Genomic DNA, 18,864 nt, shown 5'->3' with positions numbered 1-18,864 from the left:
TCGCAAGAGCGTGACCGGCACCCGCAAGGCCGTGGCAGCCCTGTTCCTGCTGCCGGCCCTGGTGCTGCTCGGCGCGCTCGTGGTCTACCCGATCGGGTACTCCGTCGTCCGCAGCTTCTACAACACCTCGGGCGACGGCTTCGCCGGGGTCGACAACTACAAGACCCTCTTCACCGACGACAGCATCCGCACCGCGCTGAAGAACAACGTCATCTGGGTGGTGTTCGCGCCCACGGTCTCCACCGCGCTCGGTCTGATCTTCGCGGTGCTGACCGAACGCGTGCGCTGGGGAACGGCGTTCAAGCTGGTCGTCTTTATGCCGATGGCGATCTCGATGCTGGCGGCCGGGATCATCTTCCGGCTGGTGTACGACCAGGACCCGGACAAGGGTGTCGCGAACGCCGTGTGGGTGGGTGTCCACGACACCTTCGCCGAGTCGTCGGCGTTCCCGAAGGCCCACCCGGGACGCGAGTCGCCGCTCGTGGCGCAGGACGGCGGCTTCGTCACCAGGGCCGCCGTGCATGCCGGGCAGCCGGTCAACCTGCCCCTCGTCGGCGTCGCCCCGGACCAGATGCCGGACGGTGCGGAAAAGGCCGCGGCGGCCACGCCCGAGCCGGGGAAGATCACCGGCACCGCCTGGCAGGACTTCACGCGCGGCAGGGGCGTCGGGAGGCTCGGCGCGCCCGACCCGTCCGAGCTGGGTTATGCCGGGATGCGGATCGAGGCGGTGAAGGACGGCAAGGTGGTCGCCGCCGCGAAGGCGGCCGGCGACGGCACCTTCACCCTGCCCGCGTCGGCCGACGGGGCCCGGCTGCGGCTGCCCGCGGGCAATTTCAGGGAGCCGTACAACGGTGTGGACTGGCTCGGCCCGGCGCTGGTCACCCCGGCGGTCATCGGGGCGTACGTGTGGATGTGGGCGGGCTTCGCGATGGTGCTGATCGCGGCCGGGCTCGCGGGCGTGCCCCGGGAGCTGCTGGAGGCCGCGCGGGTGGACGGGGCCAACGAGTGGCAGGTGTTCCGCAGGGTCACCGTGCCGCTGCTCGCACCGGTCCTCGCGGTGGTCACCGTCACGCTGATGATCAACGTGCTGAAGGTGTTCGACCTCGTCTACATCATCGCCCCCGGTTCCTCCCAGGACGACGCGAACGTGCTCGCCCTGGAGCTGTACCGCAAGGGCTTCGCGGAGAGCCAGCCGGGCATCGCGAGCGCGATCGCGGTGTTCCTGCTGCTGCTGGTGATCCCGGTGATGCTGTTCAACATCCGCAGGCTGCGGCGGGAGGTGCGGCGATGACGGCGACCGCCGGAGACATCGGGAAGGTGTCCCCCGCCGACACGGCGGTGAAGGGCAGGCAGTCGCTCGGTTCGAAGGTCGCCGGGAGGCTGAGCGGCGGGCTGGTCCGCGTGCTCCTGACCGTCGTGGGCCTGTTCTGGCTGGTGCCGACCATCGGTCTGCTCATCTCCTCGCTGCGGGCTCCGCAGGACATGAGCGCGAGCGGCTGGTGGACGGTGTTCTCCAAGCCGTCCCAACTCACCGTCGACAGTTACCAGAGGCTGCTGGAGAACGGCGACATCACCGACTCCCTGGTGAACACCGTGCTGATCACCGTCCCGGCGACCGTCCTGGTCGTCGTGATCGGTTCCCTCGCGGGCTACGCGTTCGCGTGGATGGAGTTCCCGGGCCGGGACTGGTGGTTCCTGGGCGTGGTGAGCCTGCTGGTGGTGCCCGTGCAGGTGGCGCTGATCCCGATCGCCGAACTGTTCGGCAAGCTCGGACTGTTCGGGACGATCCTCGGCGTGATCCTGTTCCACACGGGCTTCGGTCTGCCGTTCGCGGTGTTCCTGCTGCGGAACTTCTTCGCCGAGATCCCCCGGGAGCTGCTGGAGGCGGCCCGGCTGGACGGCGCCGGCGAACTGCGGTTGTTCGCCCGGGTGGTGATGCCGCTCGGCGGGCCGGCGATCGCGAGCCTCGGCATCTTCCAGTTCCTGTGGGTATGGAACGACATGCTGGTGGCGCTGGTGTTCACCAAGTCGGGCACGCAGCCGATCACGGTCGCCCTGCAGACGCAGGTACGGCAGTTCGGCAACAACATCGACGTGCTGGCGCCCGGCGCGTTCATCTCCATGGTGATCCCGCTGGCCGTCTTCTTCGCGTTCCAGCGGCAGTTCGTGTCGGGCGTGATGGCGGGCGCGGTCAAGTAGCCACGCTCGGGCGCTCAACCGGCCGCGTGCAGGCTGTGTTTCGCGGGGCGGGTCCTGAGAGGCCCGCCCCTTCGCGTGCCTCTGATGTAGCCCACACGCCGTACGGGCCGTAACCAAGTCACTCCATCGGCCGTTCCCCGGGCAGAAGGCCCGCGCCGACCGACCCATGGATGTCACCTTGCCCAGGTTCAGTGTCATCGTCCCCGCGTACAAGGTCCAGGCGTACCTCTCCGAGTGCCTGGAGTCGGTGCTCTCGCAGTCGTATCCCGACCTCGAACTGATCGCCGTGGACGACTGCTCACCGGACGCCTGCGGCGCGATCATCGACGAGTTCGCGGCCCGGGACGCGCGCGTGAAGCCCGTGCACCTGGCCGAGAACCAGGGGCTCGGCCGCGCCCGGAACGCGGGCATGGCCGAGGCGAGCGGCGACTACCTGGTCTTCCTGGACAGTGACGACACGCTCACCCCGGACGCGCTGCGGTCGGTCGCCGACCGGCTCAAGGAGACCGGCGAGCCGGACGTCCTGGTCTACGACTACGCGCGCACGTACTGGGACGGCCGGGCGGTCCGCAACCAGCTCGCCGCCCAGCTCACCGAGCGGGGCCCGGCGCCGTTCCGGCTGGAGGACCGGCCGGGGCTGCTCAGGGTGCTGATGGTGGCCTGGAACAAGGCCTACCGGCGGGAGTTCGTCGAGGAACACGGCTTCGCGTTCCCCCCGGGCTACTACGAGGACACGCCCTGGACCTTCCCGGTGCTGATGACGGCGGAGTCGATCGCCACCCTGGACCGGGTGTGCGTGCACTACCGGCAGCGCCGGCAGGGCAACATCCTCGGCACCACCAGTGTCAAGCACTTCGACCTCTTCGATCAGTACGACCGGGTGTTCGCGTACGTCGAGGAACGGCCCGAACTCGCGCGGTGGCGTCCGGAGTTGTTCCGCCGCATGGTCGACCACTACGCCGTGGTGTTCGCCAGGCGGGGAAGGCTGCCGCGCGGCAGCCACCGCGACTTCCTGCACCGGGCCCGCGCCCACTGCCGCCGCTACCGGGTCCCGGGGGCCAGGGTCCGGCTGCGGCACACCCTGGTCCGCCACGCTCTGCACCGCACGTTCCGGGGGCTCCGGCTGGCCTCGGCCGTCCGCCGGCGCGCGCTGAAGTCGGCCGTGAAGCTGGCCCGCGGTCTGAGGTCCGGCGCGCTCCGGCTGCACTACCGCATCCAGCTGCGGCTGCCGCTGCGCGGCGACCGGGCCGTGTTCGCCGCCTCCTGGGGGCGTTGCGATCCGGGCGCACTGGAGGAGGCGTTCCGGACGCACGTCCCGCACATCAGCACCGCGTGGATCGCCCGCCCCGAGCAGCAGCACACCGTCCCGCCAGGCCCGCGCCGGCTGCGCCCCGGCACGGCCGCCTACTGGACGGCGCTGGCCCGCTCCAGGTACCTGGTGAACGACGCCGGCTTCGACCCCCGGCTGAGGAAGCGCCCCGGCCAGGTCTTCGTCCAGACCCAGCAGGGCACCCCCCTCAAGCAGATGGGCCTCGATCTCCAGGAGCACCCGGCCGCCGCCCGGGACACCGACTTCGAGGAGGTGCTGCGAGGCGTCGACCAGTGGGACTACGTCCTGTCCGGCAACCGGCACTCCACCCTCACCTGGGAGCGGGTCTTCCCGGGCCGCTACACCACCCTGGAGTACGGCTCTCCGCGCAACGACGTCCTCCAGCGGGCGACGCCGGCGGACGTGGCCCGGCTGCGCGAGTCGCTCGGCATCCCCGAGGGGGCGGTCGCGATCCTGTACGCGCCGACGTACCGCGACCACCGCCGGACCCAGCGCCCGCTGCTGGACCTGGAGCGGATCGTGCGCCGCCTCGGCCCGCGCTTCGTGATCCTGGCCCGCCCCCACCCCGCGCACGGCGGCTCCCTCGGCGAGGGCACCCGGATCATCGACGTCGCCGACCACCCGAACGCGGCATCCCTGTGCCTCGCCTCGGACGCGCTGCTCACCGACTACTCGTCGATCATGTTCGACTACGCCAACCTGGACCGGCCGATCGTCGTGCACACCGCGGACTGGGAGACATACCGGGCCGCCCGTGGCACCTACTTCGACCTGCGTGCCTTCCCGCCGGGCGCGGTGGCGCGCAGCGAGGACGAGCTGATCGACGTCTTCGCCACCGGTCACTGGTGCGGTTCGCGCTCCGCGCAGCTGCGGGCGGCGTTCCGGGAACGGTTCTGCCCGTACGACGACGGACGCGCCGCGGAGCGGGTCGTACGGCGTGTGGTGCTGGGCGAGACGGAGGGGCTGCCGGAGATCGTGCCGCTCGCCGAGCGCAGGCCGGTGCCGTCGGCCGCGTCGACGCTCGCGCACCCCCCGCTGACCACCGTGCCGCAACCTTCCGGTCCGCTCCCCGTCACCGAGTGCCGCTGAACACCGTTGGTCCCTTTGGGAGTTCCCATGCCCCTCGGCTCGACGCGGCCCACCCCGAGCCGGCCGTCCACCTGGCGTCCGGCGGGACGGCCCGGCCGTGCCCGCAAGACGACAGAAAGAACAGAATGCCCCGCTTCAGTATCATCGTCCCGTCCCACGGCGTCGCCGGCCGGCTGTCCCAGGCGCTGGACTCGGTCCTCGGCCAGTCCTTCGGCGACCTGCAGCTGATCCCGGTCTGCGACGCCCCCGACGCGCCGGCCGATGGGGGTCCCCCCTGTTCGAGCGCAGCCGATAACTCGGGGGAGGTCGCCACCGGGTACGCGGAGCGGGACTCCCGGGTGACCCCGGTCCACTCGCCGCCGTCCGCCGGTCTGAGCGGGGCGCGCAACGCCGGGATGCGCGCGGCGACCGGCACCTATCTGCTGTTCCTGGACGGCGACGACCTGCTGTTGCCGGGCGCGCTCGCGGCGCTGGACGCCCGCCTGGCCGAGACCGCCGGCGTGGACGTGCTGTACGCGGAGCACGAGCGCGCCCCCTGGTGGGAGGGCGAACCGACGAACCCGGCCGCGCCCCTGCTCGCCAAGGCCCCCAAGGGTCCTTTCGCCCCCGCCGACCTGCCCGCGCTGACCGGTGTGCCGCTCCCGGCGTGGAGCGCCGTCTACCGCCGCGGTTTCCTCGCCGAGCACGAACTGGCCTTCCCGGAGGGCCTCTTCACCGATCTCGGCTGGGGCGGCCTGACCACGATCGCCGCCGAGCGGATCGCGGTGCTGCGCCGGGTCGTCGTACGGCACCGGCTGCGCCGGCAGGGCAGCCGGCTCAATCTCCCCGGCCCGGGTCAGCACACCCTGCTCGACCAGGTGGACCTGGTGCTGACGCGTGCCGCCGAGCGTGCCCTGCCGGCCGAGCGGACCGGACCGTTGTTCGAGCAGCTGTTCGCCGTGGTGCTCAAGACGGCGTCCCGGCCGGAGCGGCTGCCCTCCGGACACCGGTCGTTCTTCCGCCGGGCCGGCCGCCTCTACCGACGCCACCGGCCGAGCGGCTACCGGGCGCCGGGCGGCAGCCTGGGCGTGCAGCACCGGCTGCTGGCGACGGGCGCGTACACCGCCTTCCGCGCCCTGCGCGGCGCCAACCAGGTGGCCGCACGCTCGGCCGAGCGCCTGCCCCGCCCGCGCATGCTGCGCACCCGGCTGCGCTACGCCCGCGACCTGCGCCGCCCGCTCGACCCGCACCTCGCGGTGTACTGCGCCTACTGGGGCCGCGGCTACGCCTGCAACCCGGCCGCGATCCACGCCAAGGCCCGGGAACTCGCCCCGCACATCCGCTCGGTGTTCCTGGTCGAGGCCGGCCAGGCCCAGGCGATGCCGAAGGACGTCGAGTACGCGGTGATCGGCTCCCGCCGCTACTGGGAGGTGCTGGCCCGCGCCACGTACCTGATCAACAACGCCAACTTCGCCGAGGGGGTCGTCAAGCGGCCCGGCAGCGTTCATCTGCAGACCCAGCACGGCACCCCGCTGAAGACGATGGGCGTGGACCAGTCGACGTATCCGGTGGTGGCCGCGCGGTCCGGCAGTTTCACCAGGCTGCTGGGCCGCGTCGACCGCTGGGACTTCAACCTCTCCTCCAACCGCCACTCCACCCAGATGTGGGAGCGGGCCTTCCCCGGCTCGTACGAGCATCTGGAGTACGGCTATCCACGCAACGACGTCTACTACACGGCGACCGCCGAGGACGTCGCCCGCATCCGCCGGGAGCTGGGGGTCCCGGAGGGCAGGACGGCCGTGCTGTACGCGCCGACCCACCGCGACCACCACACCGGCTTCGAGCCCGGCCTGGACCTGGAGGCGTTCTGCGAGGCGGCCGGCGAGGACGTCGTCGTGCTGCTGCGCGCCCACTACTTCTACGACCGGGGTCGCTCCGGGGGCTCCGGCCGGATCATCGACGTGACCGGGCACCGCTCCACCGAGGATGTGTGCCTGGCCGCGGACGCGCTGGTCACGGACTACTCGTCGATCATGTTCGACTACGCCAACCTGGACCGGCCGATCGTCGTGTACGCCGACGACTGGGACGTCTACCGGGAGACCCGGGGGGTCTACTTCGACCTGCCGGCCGAGCCGCCCGGCCCCGTCGCCCGCACCCCCGGGGAGCTGGCCGGGATCTTCCGCGACGGCTCGTACGCGGGCCCGGAGGCCAGGGCGCTCAGGGCCGCGTTCCGGGAGCGGTTCTGCGAGTTCGACGACGGGCGGGCCGCCGAGCGCGTCGTACGGCGGGTGCTGCTCGGCGAGCCGCCGGAAGCGGTCCCGCCCGTGATCCCGCTCGCGGAACGCATCCCCGCCCCCGCCGCCGCGACCCTCGTGAGGAGCTGACCCGCCGTGCCCCGCTTCAGTCTGATCGTGCCCTGCTTCAAGGTGCAGGGCTTCCTGCGCGAGTGCCTGGACTCGGTGCTGGAACAGTCCTTCGACGACTTCGAGCTGATCGCCGTGGACGACTGCTCCCCGGACGGCTGCGGCGCGATCCTCGACGAGTACGCGGGGCGGGATCCGCGCGTGAAGGTGCTGCACCTGCCGGAGAACGTGGGCCTCGGCCGGGCCCGCAACGCGGGGCTCCCCCACGCCACCGGCGACTACCTCTTCTTCCTCGACAGCGACGACACGCTCACCCCGGGCGCGCTGCGGGCCGTCGCCGACCGGCTGGAGGAGGCCGCCGACCCGGACGTGCTCGTCTTCGACTACGCGCGCACCTACTGGTGGGGGGGCACCCGGCGCAATGTGCTGGCCGACGTGCTCGCCGAGGCCGGCCCGGGCACCTTCACGGTCGCCGGGTACCCGCGGATCCTGGACCTGCTGATGGTGGTCTGGAACAAGGTCTACCGCAGGGAGTTCGTCACGGAGAACGGCTTCGAGTTCCCGCCCGGCTACTACGAGGACACCCCCTGGACCTTCCCGGTCATGCTCAGCGCCGGGCGGATCGCCGCCCTGGACCGGATCTGCCTGAACTACCGGCAGCGGCGGCAGGGCAACATCCTGTCCACCACCAGCCGCAAGCACTTCGACATCCACGACCAGTACGAGCGGGTCTTCGCCTTCGTCGAGCAGCGGCCGGAGCTGGCGAACTGGCGGCCGTACCTGCACCGCAAGATGGGCGAGCACTGCCTGGACATCCTGGCCAAGCCGGACCGGCTGCCGCCCGCCGACAAGGCGGAGTTCTTCCGGCGTACGGCGCGGATGTTCCGCGAGCACAGGCCCGAAGGCGCCCTGGTGGACGGTGAGGTGGCCGTGCTGGAGGGTTCCTGGGCGGGGTACCGGCTGAGGCGGCAGGCGACGCGGGCCGGACGGGAGGCGGCTCGGCGGGCGGGCCTGGCACGCCGGGCGGCGGCCGCGCGGGCCCGCACCGGCTGGGCGTCCCTGCACGCCCGCCGCCCGCTGGACGAGAACCTCGTGGTGTACTCGGCGTCCTCGCACCGGGGCGTGCTCGGCGACCCGGCGGCCGTCTACCGCAAGGCGCGGGAGATCGCCCCGCAGTTGCGCGGGGTGTGGGTGGTGCGGGACGCGGAGGCCGCCGGGCAGCTGCCGCCGGACGTGGAACACGTGATCGTGGGCTCCCGGCGCTATCTGGAGGTCACCGCGCGGGCGAAGTTCTTCGTCAACGACGTCAACTGGCCCGGCACCCTGGCCAAGCGGCCCGGCAGCGTGCACATCCACACCCACCAGGGAACCCCGCTCAAGTACATGGGCGCCGACCTGCTGGACAAGCCCGGCGCCCGGCTCGGCTTCGACGTGCCGCAGATGCTGCGCCGGGCCGACCGCTGGGACTACAGCCTGGTCGCCAACCGCCACTCCGAGCTGGTCTGGGAGCGGGCCTACCCATGCCACTTCGCCTCGGTGCGCACCGGCAGCCCGCGCAACGACGTGCTGGTGAACGCCGGCGCCGGCGACTTCCGGCAGCGGCACGGCATCCCCGAGGACCACACGGTCGTGCTGTACGCGCCGACCCGCCGGGACTACCGCCGGGGCGGGCACGTGGACCGGATCGACCCGGCCCGGTTCGCGGCCGACCTCGGCGAGGGGCACACCCTGGTGGTCCGGCTGCATCCCTCGCTGGCGAACGGCCACGCGCGGGGCATGGCCCTCACCGAGCTGGCGCGGCGCGGGATCGTGGTCGACGCGACCGGCGAGCCGCGCCTCGAGGACGTCCTGCTCGCGGCGGACGTGCTGGTCACCGACTACTCGGCCGTGATGTTCGACTACGCCAACCTGGACCGGCCGATCGTGGTGCACGCCGACGACTGGCCCGCGTACACCGCGAGCCGGGGCACCTACTTCGACCTCACCGCCGAGCCGCCGGGCCATGTCGCCCACTCCTACCGGGAGCTGGCTGGGCTGTTCGACTCGGGTTCGTGGCGGGACGCGGAGTCGGCGCGGCTGCGGGCGCACTTCCGGGCCCGGTTCTGCGAGTTCGACGACGGGCGCGCCGCCGAACGGGTCGTACGGACCCTGCTGCTGGGCGAGGCCATGCCCGGAACGCGGATCCGGCTGCCCGGTCAGGCCACGGGCCACGACGTGCTGACCTCTGCGTGACAACGACCGGACGCCCGGGCGCCCGGCCGGTCGTGACCGCCCGGGTGACCGGGCGTCCGGACGTCAGGGGTCCGGACGCCCGGGCGCTCAGGGGTCCGGGTGGGCGCCCGGCTGTTACTCGATGACGATGTCGACGTCGATGTTGCCGCGGGTGGCGTTGGAGTACGGGCAGACCTGGTGGGCGGTCTCGACCAGCTTGCGGCCGGTCGCCTCGTCCACGGTGCCGGGCAGCTCGACGCGGAGCGTCACCTTCAGCCCGAAGCCCTCGCCCTGCTTGCCTATGCCGACCTCGGCGGTCACCGCCGCGTCGCTGACGTCCACCTTCGCCTGGCGCCCGACCAGGCCGAGGGCACTGCCGAAACAGGCGGCGTAACCGGCGGCGAAGAGCTGCTCCGGGTTGGTGCCCTGGCCGTTGCCGCCCAGCTCCACCGGCATGGCCAGGGCGAGGTCGATCTTGCCGTCCGAGGAGACGGCACGGCCCTCACGGCCGTGGGTGGCGGTGGCGACAGCGGTGTAGAGCGCGTCCATGGAAGACCATCCCTCTCGATGTGGGGTGCGTGACGGGATCCTTTGCGGTCCGTCGCTATCCCGAGTAGAGCACACAATTAAATTGTGCGCAACCTAATGGCTCGCAAGAGCTACCCTGGACCCATGACCGCCTCGCCTACCCCGCAGACCACCGCCGCGTCCGACACCGACTGGCTGCGGCTGGACCGCCAGATCTGCTTCTCCCTGCACGCCGCGTCCCGCGCTTTCAACGGCGTCTACCGCGTGATCCTCAAGGACCTCGGGCTCACCTACCCGCAGTACCTGGTGATGCTGGTGCTGTGGGAACAGGGCGACCTGCCCGTCAAGAAGCTCGGCGAACATCTGCGGCTCGACTCCGGCACGCTGTCCCCGCTGGTGAAGCGGCTGGAGGGGGCCGGTCTCGTGCGGCGCGAGCGCAACGCGCAGGACGAGCGCTCGGTGCGGGTGCGGCTCACCGAGGAGGGCGCGGCGCTGCGCGAGCGGGCCCTGGAGGTGCCGCGGCGGATCGTGGCGGCGACCGGTTTCGACCTGGCGGAGATCGGCGAGCTGCGGGAACGGCTCGACCAGCTCACCACCGCGCTGGACGCGGCGGCGTCGGCGGAAGCGGGGAGCGCCCGCTAGGTTCTGTCGCCGGACTCCCGCCGTCCGCCCGAAGGGCGGGAGCCGGATGACGGGGCCTGGCCCGGCGGACGTAGAGCCGTACGGTCACCCCGTCTCGTACGACCTCCTCGCACCCCGCGAAGTCCGCGGCCAGCACGGCGAGTTTGGCCCGCTCGGTGGGGTTGCGCGGGATCCAGCGACCGGCGAGCAGGGCCTGGTCAGCGACGACCCACACCCGGTCCAGCCGGGCCAGCCTCCGGCGCAGCTCACCGGGCCCGGCCTCGCGCCCGTACAGCGTCCCGGACTCGGCGGCCCCTTCCACCAGCGCCACGTCCCGCGCCCCCCGGAACGCGCCCGGGTAGGTGATCGCCACGTTCCGCGTCTGCACCGGCAGGAAGAGCACCGGATCCCCGGGCCCCGACTTCCGCGCGGCGAGCCGGGAGACGGCGGCGAGGTCATCGGGCCGGGTGTCCGGGCTGCGGTCGGCGCGGAGGAGGGGGAGATGGTGGAGGAGGGCGAGGGCGACGGCCAGTACACCGGCGAGGGTGACCAGCCGGGACCGCGACGCCAAGCGGGGCCGCAACGGAGGGTTCGTTATCGCAAGGGTGGGCACACGACGGCCGCCGAGCCGCAGCCGCCCCGCCATCCCCGCCACCCAGTCGGCTCCGCCGGCCACCAACAACGGCGCCCCGCCCAGCGCGTACAGCACGTACCGATCGACGTAGAGCGGCGAGAACTGCGAGGCCAGCATCAAGGTGACCGGCGGCACCACCGTCAACGGCAGCGCCACCCCCGCACAGGTGACCTCACCCCGCCGTCCCACCAGTCCCGCAAGACCGAGCAGGGCCAGCGCGAGACACACCCAGTACACCCCCGGCGTCGAGCCCAGAAAACCCCGCCACAGCCCGTCCGCCGTGGCCGCCGTAGGCCTCCGCAGCCAGGCGACCTGCGCCGCCTGTGCCCGTGACACCAGCACCATCGGCAGCAGCGAGAGGACGACCCCGCCGGACACCCGCCCCCAGCCCCGCCACACCCCGCTCCCGGCCCGGGCCAGCGCCAGCGACACCGCGTGGGCGAGCAGCAGCAGGACCGCGAACTCGTGCAGCCAGCAGGTGAGGCCGAGGACGGTGCCGTACGCCCACCAGGAGTCCCCCTGCACGGCTCGCACGAACAGCAGCGTCGCACCGGTGGCCCCGGCCGCCACCAGGGCGTAGGAGCGGCCTTCCTGGGCGTAGTGGCCGGCCATCGGCGTGACGGCGTAGAGCAGCCCGGCCCACAGGCCGACGCGCGGCCGGACCAGGCGGGCGCCCAGCGCGGCCACCAGACCGGCCGTCACCGCCGCCGCGCACACCGACGGGAGCCGCAGGACGACCTCTCCGGGACGGACGGCGAGGACGGCGTGCATGAGGAGGTAGTACAGGCCGTGCACCGCGTCCACGCCGTGCAGCAGCCGCCAGATCTGCGGCACCGTGCGGCGTGCGACCTGGAAGGTGACGGCCTCGTCGCGCCACATCCCGCCCCGGTCGAGCCGCCACAGCCCGATCGCGAGTATGGCCAGGGCGGGTGCGCACACGGTGGCGGCCCGGCGGACCCGCGCCGGGAGGCTCCACGGCGCACGGCTCGGCACGGGGTCCGCCCCACGGTTCGGTGCACCATTCGGCGGCCGCGTCGTTGCACCGGTGGATGCGGCAGCTTTCGCTCCAGCCGCCCGGCGCGACTGCGGTTTCACAGGAAGCCCGACGTTCACCACGGCCCGATCTTTTGCGATTAGCCAATATTTGCACCGCATTGACGGCGTATCGGCATGAATACACCATCCGTACCGCTTAGGCTCCCATGTGATGAACCGTCTCCGTGTCACCCCCGGCCCGGTCCTCGCCCTCACCGCCCTCTGGCCCGCCACCCGTGCCCTGATGCTGTGGCTGCTCCTGCACGGCACCACCCCGCTGCTGGGCGGGCGCTCGGTGGCGCGTGAGGTGTGGCGGCTGTACTTCCACTGGTACGGCGTCCTCGCGCACGGCTCCTTCCCGGCGCACGACGCGCTGTGGCAGTACCCGCCGGGCGCGGGTGCGGTGCTGCTGGCGCCGGGCCTGGTGCCGGGGCTGACGTATTTTCAGGCGTTCGTGGTGCTGACGCTGGCCGTGGACGCGCTGATCGCGTCGGCGCTGGTCCGCGCGGGCACGCGGCCGGGGCGGAGCCTGCTCGGCGCGGCCCTGTGGACGGGTGGCCTGCCACTGCTGCTGCACATCCCGCTCGCCCGGTACGACGTGACGGTCACCGCCCTGGCCGTCCTCTCCCTGCTGACGGTGTCGCGCTCCCCGCGCGCGGGCGGCGTGTTCGGGGCGCTGGGCGCGCTGGTGAAGGGGTGGCCGGCGCTGGTGCTGCTGGGCACGCCCCCGGGTCGGGCGACCCGCACGGCGTGGGCGTGGGCGGCGGCCGCCGGGAGCGCCTCCCTCGGGCTTCTCGCCGTCTTCTTCACCGGCCCGCTGTCCTTCCTGCGGGAGCAGGGCGGCCGTGGGGTGCAGATCGAGTCGCTCGGCGGTACGGCGCTCAGCCTCGCGCGGCACGCCGGCTGGAGCGGCCGGGTGCGCTACCAGTACGGGGCGATGGAACTGGTCGGCCCGCACGTGCACGCCGTCGCGAACGCCTCCCTCGCGCTCACGGCGGTGGCCTTCGGGCTGCTGGTGCTGTGGCGGGTGCGGGCGCGCCACTGGAGCGAGGCCACGCCGTACGACGCGGCGCTGAGCGCGGTGCTGCTGTTCACGGTCACCAGCCGGGTCATCAGCCCGCAGTACATGATCTGGCTGATCGGGCTCGCCGCCGTGTGCCTGACCTCGCGGCGCACCAGCCAGCGGCCGGTGGCGGTGCTGATCCTGGCGGCGTCCGCGCTGAGCACGGTGGCGTACCCGATGTGCTACCGCGAGGTGGTCGACGGCAGCTGGGCCGGCTGCCTGCTGATGCTGGCCCGCAACACGCTGCTGGCGGCCGCCGCCGTGGTGTCCTTCGCGCGGGTGTGGCGTGCCGCGCGGCCACCGGCCGGAAAGAACGCGCGGCCACCGGTCGGAAAGAACGCGCCGACGAGGCAACCCCGGCCCGGTCCCGACCGTCTTCCGGATCGAGCGCCGAGCATCTCTTAACGGGGTATTACCGAATTTTCCCACCCTGCCGTCCCGTGGACCCCATGCACCCAGACACGCCAGATCCGACCGACCCGTCAGACCAGTACCCGGCGCCGCAGGTCGCCGTCGTCGTCATCGGCTACGACGACCGCGCCCATGTGGGCGACGCGGTGCGTTCGGCGCTGGCGCAGGGACCCGCGGTCGCCGAGGTGATCGCCGTGGACGACTGCTCCACCGACGGCAGCGCCGAGCTGCTCGACCGGCTGGCCGCCGGGGAGCCCCGGCTGCGGGTGGTGCGCCGGGGAGTGAACAGCGGCGGCTGCGGCAGCCCCCGCAACGCCGGGATCGACGCGGCGACGGCGCCGTATGTGATGTTCCTGGACAGCGACGACATCCTGCCGCCGGGTGCGGTGGACGCGCTGCTGGCGGCGGCCACGAGGGCGCGCGCCGAGGTCGCGAGCGGACTGTGCGTGCGGCGGGAGCTGCCGTCGGGACGCGAACAGCCGTGGCAGGAGCCGCTCTACACGGCGCACACCGTCCTCGCGCGCCCCTCACAGCGTCCGCGCCTGGTCCACGACACGCTGTGCGTCAACAAGCTGTACCGCACCGGCTTCCTGCGCGAGCACGGTATCCGCTTCCCCGAGGGCCGCTTCCTCTACGAGGACTTCGTCTTCACCGCCCGTGTGCTGGCCGCCGGCCCGCGCATCGCACTCGTACCGGACCGTGTGTACGTGTGGCACGTGCGCCGGTCCGCCGAGCAGTTGTCGCTCTCCCTGGACCGGGAGCGCATCGCCAACTGGAAGGCGCGCGTCGAGGCGTGCGCGCTGGCGTACGACATCCTGCTGGGCGCCGGACAGAAGGAGCTGGCGCGGGCGGCGCGGGCCAAGTTCCTCGACCACGAGGTCCGCATGTACGCGCGTGAGCTGGGGTTGCGCGACACGCACTACCGGCGCGCGTGGTGGACGCACACCCGGGAGTACCTCGCGCGCTACGACGCCGCCGACTGGGAGCTGAATCCCACCGCCCCCGGACGCCTGCTCGGGCGGGTCGTCCTGGAGTCCCCCGAACCGCGCGACCTGCCCCGTCTGCGGGAACTCGCCGCCCGCCCGGCGCGCCTGCTCCCGCCCTGTGCCCGCACCCCCGACGGGGTCCCCGTCTGGTCCACCGACCTTCCCCAGGTCACCCTGGCCGCTCTGCTCACCCGCCCCGTCGGCGCCCTCCCGCTCGCGGTGGACGCGGAACTGCGCCCGGGCGCGCGTGCGTCGCTGCTGCGCCTGCGGCTGCACGAGCTGTACGGAAGGGTGGCCGAGGCGGGCCCGAGGGAGCTGGACGTGTACTGGCACTCCCGGGTGGACGATCGGGCGGCCGCGTGCACGACGACCGCTCTCACGCCCTCCGGCGCGGACACCTGGTCAGCCGAGGTGCCCGTCGACCTGGCCGGGCTGGGTGAAGGCACCTGGGACCTGCGGCTGACCCTCCGTTTCGCCGACGGCGCGCACCGGGACGTCACGGCGCACGCCCTGGCGGGTGCCGGCCGGCTGCGCCGGCACGTCGTCCCGAGCATGCGGTACGGCGTGCTCCTGGTGCAGCCGTACGCGACCCACTCCGGTGCGCTGGCCCTGCGTGTGGCGACCGGAGTGCGCGGTGTCGCCAGGGTGGCCCGCGGCCGGCTCCGCCGCCTGCTTCACTGACAGACACCGGCTGCCTCACCGAGACACCCGGGACACCTGACGAGGGGACGGCCGCACATGACCTGGCTGATCACCGGCGGTGCCGGATACATCGGGGCGCATGTCGTACGGGCGATGGCCGAGGCGGGCGAGCGCACGGTCGTCTACGACGACCTGTCCACGGGCGTCGCCGGGCGTCTGCCGGCGAGGGTCCCCCTGGTGCGGGGCTCGACCCTGGACGGGGACCGGCTGGCCCGTACGCTCGCCGAGCACGAGATCACCGGGGTGGTCCACCTGGCGGCGAAGAAGCAGGTGGGCGAGTCGGTGGGCCGTCCGCTGCACTACTACCGCGAGAACGTGGAGGGCCTGCGCGTCCTCCTGGAGGCGGTCACGGCGGCGGACGTCCCGTCCTTCCTGTTCTCGTCCTCGGCGGCGGTCTACGGCATGCCGGACGTGGACCTGGTGACGGAGGAGACGCCCTGCCACCCCCTGTCCCCCTACGGCGAGACGAAACTGGCCGGCGAGTGGCTGGTCCGCGCCACGGGCCGGGCGGCGGGTCTCGCCACCGCGTCCCTGCGTTACTTCAACGTGGCGGGCGCGGCCACCCCCGAACTCGCCGACACCGGCCTGTCCAACGTGGTCCCGATGGTCTTCGAGAAGCTGACGGAGGGAGCGCCGCCGCGCATCTTCGGCGACGACTATCCGACCCCCGACGGCACCTGTGTCCGCGACTACATCCACGTGGTGGACCTGGCCGAGGCCCACGTGACCGTCGCCCGCGCGCTGGGCTCCTCCCCCGGCACCGAACTGACCCTGAACATCGGCCGCGGTGAGGGCGTCTCCGTCCGCGAGATGATCGACCGCATCAACGCGGTCACCGGCTACGACCGGCCTCCGGCCGTCACCCCGCGCCGCCCCGGCGACCCCGCCCGCGTCGTCGCCTCCGCCGACCGCATCGCCACGGAACTGGGCTGGCGGGCCAGGTACGACGTCCAGGACATGATCACGTCGGCCTGGGAGGGCTGGGTACGACACCATCCGGAGGCGGCGCGGTCGTAGGAGACCGCCGTTGTCCTGAGGCCCGTCCCCGGCCTGCCCCTGCATGTGCCTCTGCCGGGGTATGGCGAGCGGGTGCCGCGAGCAACCGGACCGACCGCCCCGACCCGGCGATCGGCCGGCGCGGTCACAGCGCCTTCAGTGCCCCCGCGGTAGCCCGGGCCAGTTCTTCCAGGTAGCCCTTCGGGGGTTTCGGGGAGCGGATCACCACCGCACGCCAGTAGAGCGGGCCGGAGATCAGGTCCAGGGCCAGGTCGGGGTCGACGCCGGCGCGGATCTCACCCCGTCGCTCCGCCGCCGCCACGATCTTGCTGGCCACACTCTCCTGGCCGTCCCGCAGGGCCTTCTGGAAGGCCTCGGCGATGTCGGGATTGCGGGCCGCCTCGGCCTGCAGGTCGGGGATGATCTGCGAGGCTATCGGGTGGCGGAGGGCGCGGGACGTGACCTCGTAGAGCAGGCGCAGGTCGCCCTCCAGGGAACCCGTGTCGGGGACAGGGAAGCCCAGGACCGCCATCGCCGAGACGACGTCCAGCACCAGGTGCAGCTTCGAACGCCAGCGCCGGTACACCGCCGTCTTCCCGACGCCGGCCCGGCGGGCGATCCCCTCGATGGACATGCGCGCGTAGCCGACGGCCGCGAGTTCCTCGAAGACGGCCGCCCGGATGGCCTCGGTCACGTCCTCCCGGAGCACGGCGGCCCCGGCGGGGGCCCGGCGGCGCGGACGCGCCGGCGGCTCGTCGGCGGACTCGTCGGCGTTCGTCGTCATGCCGACAGCATAGGCCGTGACGACGAAACGGTTGCGTTCCGACGCCGATTGGGCCTACGCTCACGTTGCGACGATACGGTCCCGTCCCGACGTAGGGAACGTGAGGGGAAGCGCAGGAAAACTCCGCACGACGGGACACGGACGCGGCAACCCCGGCGACGGCCGGCAGCACCCCCCTCCCCCGAGCGAAAGCAGCGGATGTGAGCCAGGTCCTCCACACACCGCCCCCGACCCAGGCCCCGGCCGACGAAGACCTCGCGGCGCTGGCCGCCCGGCACGGCCTGTCGGTCAGTGGCGCCCGCCCCTCCCTGCCGGAATACGTCCGCCGGCTGTGGGACCGGCGCCACTTCATCACCGCCTTCGCCACCGCCAAGCTGACGGCGCAGTACAGCCAGGCGAAGCTCGGCCAGGTCTGGCAGGTCATGACCCCGCTGCTGAACGCGGCGGTCTACTACTTCATCTTCGGTGTCCTGATCGGCACCAAGCACAACGTGCCCGACTACGTGCCGTTCCTGGTCACGGGCGTGTTCATCTGGACGTTCACGCAGAGTTCGATCATGGCGGGCACCCGGGCGATCTCCGGCAACCTCGGCCTGGTCCGCGCCCTGCACTTCCCGCGCGCCGCCCTGCCGATCTCCTTCGCCCTCCAGCAACTCCAGCAGCTGCTGTTCTCGATGGCCGCGCTGGTCGTCATCCTGCTCTGCTTCGGCGTGCCGGTCGCCGCCTCCTGGCTGCTGGCGATCCCGGCACTCGCCCTGCAGTTCACGTTCAACGCCGGGGTGTCGATGATCCTGGCGCGGATGGGCGCCAAGACCCCGGACATCGCCCAGCTGATGCCCTTCGTGCTGCGCACCTGGATGTACGTGTCCGGGGTGATGTGGAGCATCGACAAGATCACCGAGCGCGACCACCTGCCGCACCTCGTCACCGTCCTGCTGCACATCAACCCGGCCGCCGTCTACATCGACCTGATGCGGTTCGCGCTGATCGACAGCTTCCACGCCGACGCCCTGCCCCCGCACGTGTGGGCGGCGGCCACCGGCTGGGCCCTGCTCGCCGGAATCGGCGGATTCATCTACTTCTGGAAGGCTGAAGAGAGGTACGGCCGTGGCTGAGCAGACCGGCGAGAAGATCCCCACCGTCGTCGCCGACGGCGTCGACATCGTCTACCGGGTCAACGGCACCGGCGCGGGCCGCGGCTCCGCCACCGCCGCCCTCAACCGCATCCTGCGCCGCAGGCAGACCGAGAAGGCCTCGGGCGTGCGCCGCGTGCACGCGGTGAGGAAGGTGTCCTTCGCCGCCTACAAGGGCGAGGCCATCGGGCTCATCGGCACCAACGGCTCCGGCAAGTCCACCCTGCTCAAGGCGATCGCCGGGCTGCTCCCGGTGGAGAACGGGCACATCTACACCGACGGCCAGCCCTCCCTGCTCGGCGTCAACGCCGCCCTGATGAACGACCTGACGGGCGAGCGCAACGTCTTCCTCGGCGGCCTCGCCATGGGCATGCCCCGGGAGCAGATCAAGGAGCGCTACCAGGACATCGTCGACTTCTCCGGGATCAACGAGAAGGGCGACTTCATCACCCTGCCGATGCGCACGTACTCCTCCGGCATGGCCGCCCGGCTGCGCTTCTCCATCGCCGCCGCCAAGGACCACGACGTCCTGCTCATCGACGAGGCCCTGGCCACCGGCGACCGCTCCTTCCAGAAGCGTTCCGAGCAGCGGATCCGCGAACTTCGTCAGCACGCGGGCACGGTCTTCCTGGTCAGCCACAACAACAAGTCGATCCGCGACACGTGCGAGCGGGTCCTGTGGCTGGAGCGCGGCGAGCTGCGCATGGACGGGCCGACGGAGGAGGTCATGAAGGAGTACGAGGCCTTCACCGGCGACAAGAAGCCGGCTCCCGGGAAGCCGGCCGCGAAGTAGCCCG

General features: G+C 72.4%; 14 protein-coding genes. 11 read left to right on the top strand and 3 right to left on the bottom strand.

All coding sequences use genetic code 11. The features are described 5' to 3' along the window. Positions 1 to 10 precede the first annotated feature (10 nt). From ABZ079_RS22485 to ABZ079_RS22465, 5 genes are all read left to right on the top strand, one after another. The gene (locus ABZ079_RS22485) at positions 11 to 1,291 is read left to right on the top strand and encodes a sugar ABC transporter permease (RefSeq protein ID WP_356941215.1); all 1,281 of its coding nucleotides are present in this window, start codon (positions 11 to 13) and stop codon (positions 1,289 to 1,291) included. Next, positions 1,288 to 2,199 (top strand): carbohydrate ABC transporter permease, encoded by a 912-nt coding sequence (locus tag ABZ079_RS22480; RefSeq protein WP_356941214.1) that lies wholly within the window; start codon positions 1,288 to 1,290, stop codon positions 2,197 to 2,199. Before ABZ079_RS22485 ends, ABZ079_RS22480 begins: the two co-directional genes overlap by 4 nt. A 178-nt stretch (positions 2,200 to 2,377) precedes the next feature. Next, positions 2,378 to 4,618, top strand: a complete 2,241-nt coding sequence (locus ABZ079_RS22475; RefSeq protein WP_356941213.1) for a bifunctional glycosyltransferase family 2 protein/CDP-glycerol:glycerophosphate glycerophosphotransferase — start codon at positions 2,378 to 2,380, stop codon at positions 4,616 to 4,618. 125 nt (positions 4,619 to 4,743) lie between these two features. After that, positions 4,744 to 6,984 carry a CDP-glycerol:glycerophosphate glycerophosphotransferase gene (locus tag ABZ079_RS22470; protein ID WP_356941212.1) on the top strand — a complete coding sequence of 747 codons (2,241 nt, stop codon included), beginning with the start codon at positions 4,744 to 4,746 and terminating at the stop codon, positions 6,982 to 6,984. Between the two features lie 6 nt (positions 6,985 to 6,990). After that, positions 6,991 to 9,195 carry a CDP-glycerol glycerophosphotransferase family protein gene (locus tag ABZ079_RS22465; protein ID WP_356941211.1) on the top strand — a complete coding sequence of 735 codons (2,205 nt, stop codon included), beginning with the start codon at positions 6,991 to 6,993 and terminating at the stop codon, positions 9,193 to 9,195. A gap of 114 nt (positions 9,196 to 9,309) precedes the next feature. Here ABZ079_RS22465 and ABZ079_RS22460 read toward each other — a convergent pair whose 3' ends face one another. After that, entirely contained in the window at positions 9,310 to 9,723 is a 414-nt protein-coding gene (locus ABZ079_RS22460) for an organic hydroperoxide resistance protein (protein WP_356941210.1), read from the bottom strand. A gap of 123 nt (positions 9,724 to 9,846) precedes the next feature. On the opposite strand from ABZ079_RS22460, the gene ABZ079_RS22455 reads away from it, so the two are divergent. Then, entirely contained in the window at positions 9,847 to 10,344 is a 498-nt protein-coding gene (locus ABZ079_RS22455) for a MarR family transcriptional regulator (RefSeq protein WP_356941209.1), read from the top strand. Here the strand turns inward: ABZ079_RS22455 and ABZ079_RS22450 are convergent. Continuing rightward, positions 10,292 to 11,836 carry a glycosyltransferase family 39 protein gene (locus ABZ079_RS22450; protein ID WP_356941370.1) on the bottom strand — a complete coding sequence of 515 codons (1,545 nt, stop codon included), beginning with the start codon at positions 11,834 to 11,836 and terminating at the stop codon, positions 10,292 to 10,294. The two genes, ABZ079_RS22455 and ABZ079_RS22450, sit on opposite strands and share 53 nt — an antisense overlap. A 328-nt stretch (positions 11,837 to 12,164) precedes the next feature. On the opposite strand from ABZ079_RS22450, the gene ABZ079_RS22445 reads away from it, so the two are divergent. From ABZ079_RS22445 to galE, 3 genes are read left to right on the top strand one after another with little or no spacing between them, the layout of a single operon-like run. After that, complete coding sequence (locus tag ABZ079_RS22445) at positions 12,165 to 13,460, top strand: glycosyltransferase family 87 protein (RefSeq protein WP_356941208.1); 1,296 nt, start codon at positions 12,165 to 12,167, stop codon at positions 13,458 to 13,460. A gap of 44 nt (positions 13,461 to 13,504) precedes the next feature. Further along, positions 13,505 to 15,133, top strand: coding sequence for a glycosyltransferase family A protein (locus tag ABZ079_RS22440; protein ID WP_356941207.1), 1,629 nt, complete (start codon positions 13,505 to 13,507; stop codon positions 15,131 to 15,133). A 57-nt stretch (positions 15,134 to 15,190) separates the two neighbouring features. Next, on the top strand, positions 15,191 to 16,171 hold the full coding sequence (gene galE / locus ABZ079_RS22435; protein WP_356941206.1) for a UDP-glucose 4-epimerase GalE: 981 nt from the start codon (positions 15,191 to 15,193) through the stop codon (positions 16,169 to 16,171). Positions 16,172 to 16,295: 124 nt separating this feature from the next. On the opposite strand, the gene ABZ079_RS22430 is transcribed toward galE, so the two are convergent. Beyond that, positions 16,296 to 16,934, bottom strand: coding sequence for a TetR/AcrR family transcriptional regulator (locus ABZ079_RS22430; protein ID WP_356941205.1), 639 nt, complete (start codon positions 16,932 to 16,934; stop codon positions 16,296 to 16,298). Between the two features lie 200 nt (positions 16,935 to 17,134). Between ABZ079_RS22430 and ABZ079_RS22425 the strand changes: the two genes are divergently transcribed. Continuing rightward, positions 17,135 to 18,049 (top strand): ABC transporter permease, encoded by a 915-nt coding sequence (locus tag ABZ079_RS22425; RefSeq protein WP_356941204.1) that lies wholly within the window; start codon positions 17,135 to 17,137, stop codon positions 18,047 to 18,049. Next, positions 18,042 to 18,860, top strand: a complete 819-nt coding sequence (locus tag ABZ079_RS22420; RefSeq protein WP_356941203.1) for an ABC transporter ATP-binding protein — start codon at positions 18,042 to 18,044, stop codon at positions 18,858 to 18,860. The genes ABZ079_RS22425 and ABZ079_RS22420 overlap by 8 nt, the downstream gene beginning before the upstream one ends. Positions 18,861 to 18,864: the final 4 nt, after the last annotated feature.

The organism is Streptomyces sp. NPDC006314, assembly GCF_040613075.1.
GTDB lineage: Bacteria > Actinomycetota > Actinomycetes > Streptomycetales > Streptomycetaceae > Streptomyces.
This window is presented reverse-complemented; position numbering and strand designations above follow the sequence as displayed.

Coding starts and splice junctions, on each gene's coding strand:
- ABZ079_RS22455 (WP_356941209.1), top strand. CDS start 9,847: ATGACCGCCTCGCCTACCCCGCAGACCACCGCCGCGTCCGACACCGAC.
- galE (WP_356941206.1), top strand. CDS start 15,191: ATGACCTGGCTGATCACCGGCGGTGCCGGATACATCGGGGCGCATGTC.
- ABZ079_RS22445 (WP_356941208.1), top strand. CDS start 12,165: ATGAACCGTCTCCGTGTCACCCCCGGCCCGGTCCTCGCCCTCACCGCC.
- ABZ079_RS22430 (WP_356941205.1), bottom strand. CDS start 16,934: ATGACGACGAACGCCGACGAGTCCGCCGACGAGCCGCCGGCGCGTCCG.
- ABZ079_RS22440 (WP_356941207.1), top strand. CDS start 13,505: ATGCACCCAGACACGCCAGATCCGACCGACCCGTCAGACCAGTACCCG.
- ABZ079_RS22480 (WP_356941214.1), top strand. CDS start 1,288: ATGACGGCGACCGCCGGAGACATCGGGAAGGTGTCCCCCGCCGACACG.
- ABZ079_RS22450 (WP_356941370.1), bottom strand. CDS start 11,836: ATGTGGCGCGACGAGGCCGTCACCTTCCAGGTCGCACGCCGCACGGTG.
- ABZ079_RS22470 (WP_356941212.1), top strand. CDS start 4,744: ATGCCCCGCTTCAGTATCATCGTCCCGTCCCACGGCGTCGCCGGCCGG.
- ABZ079_RS22460 (WP_356941210.1), bottom strand. CDS start 9,723: ATGGACGCGCTCTACACCGCTGTCGCCACCGCCACCCACGGCCGTGAG.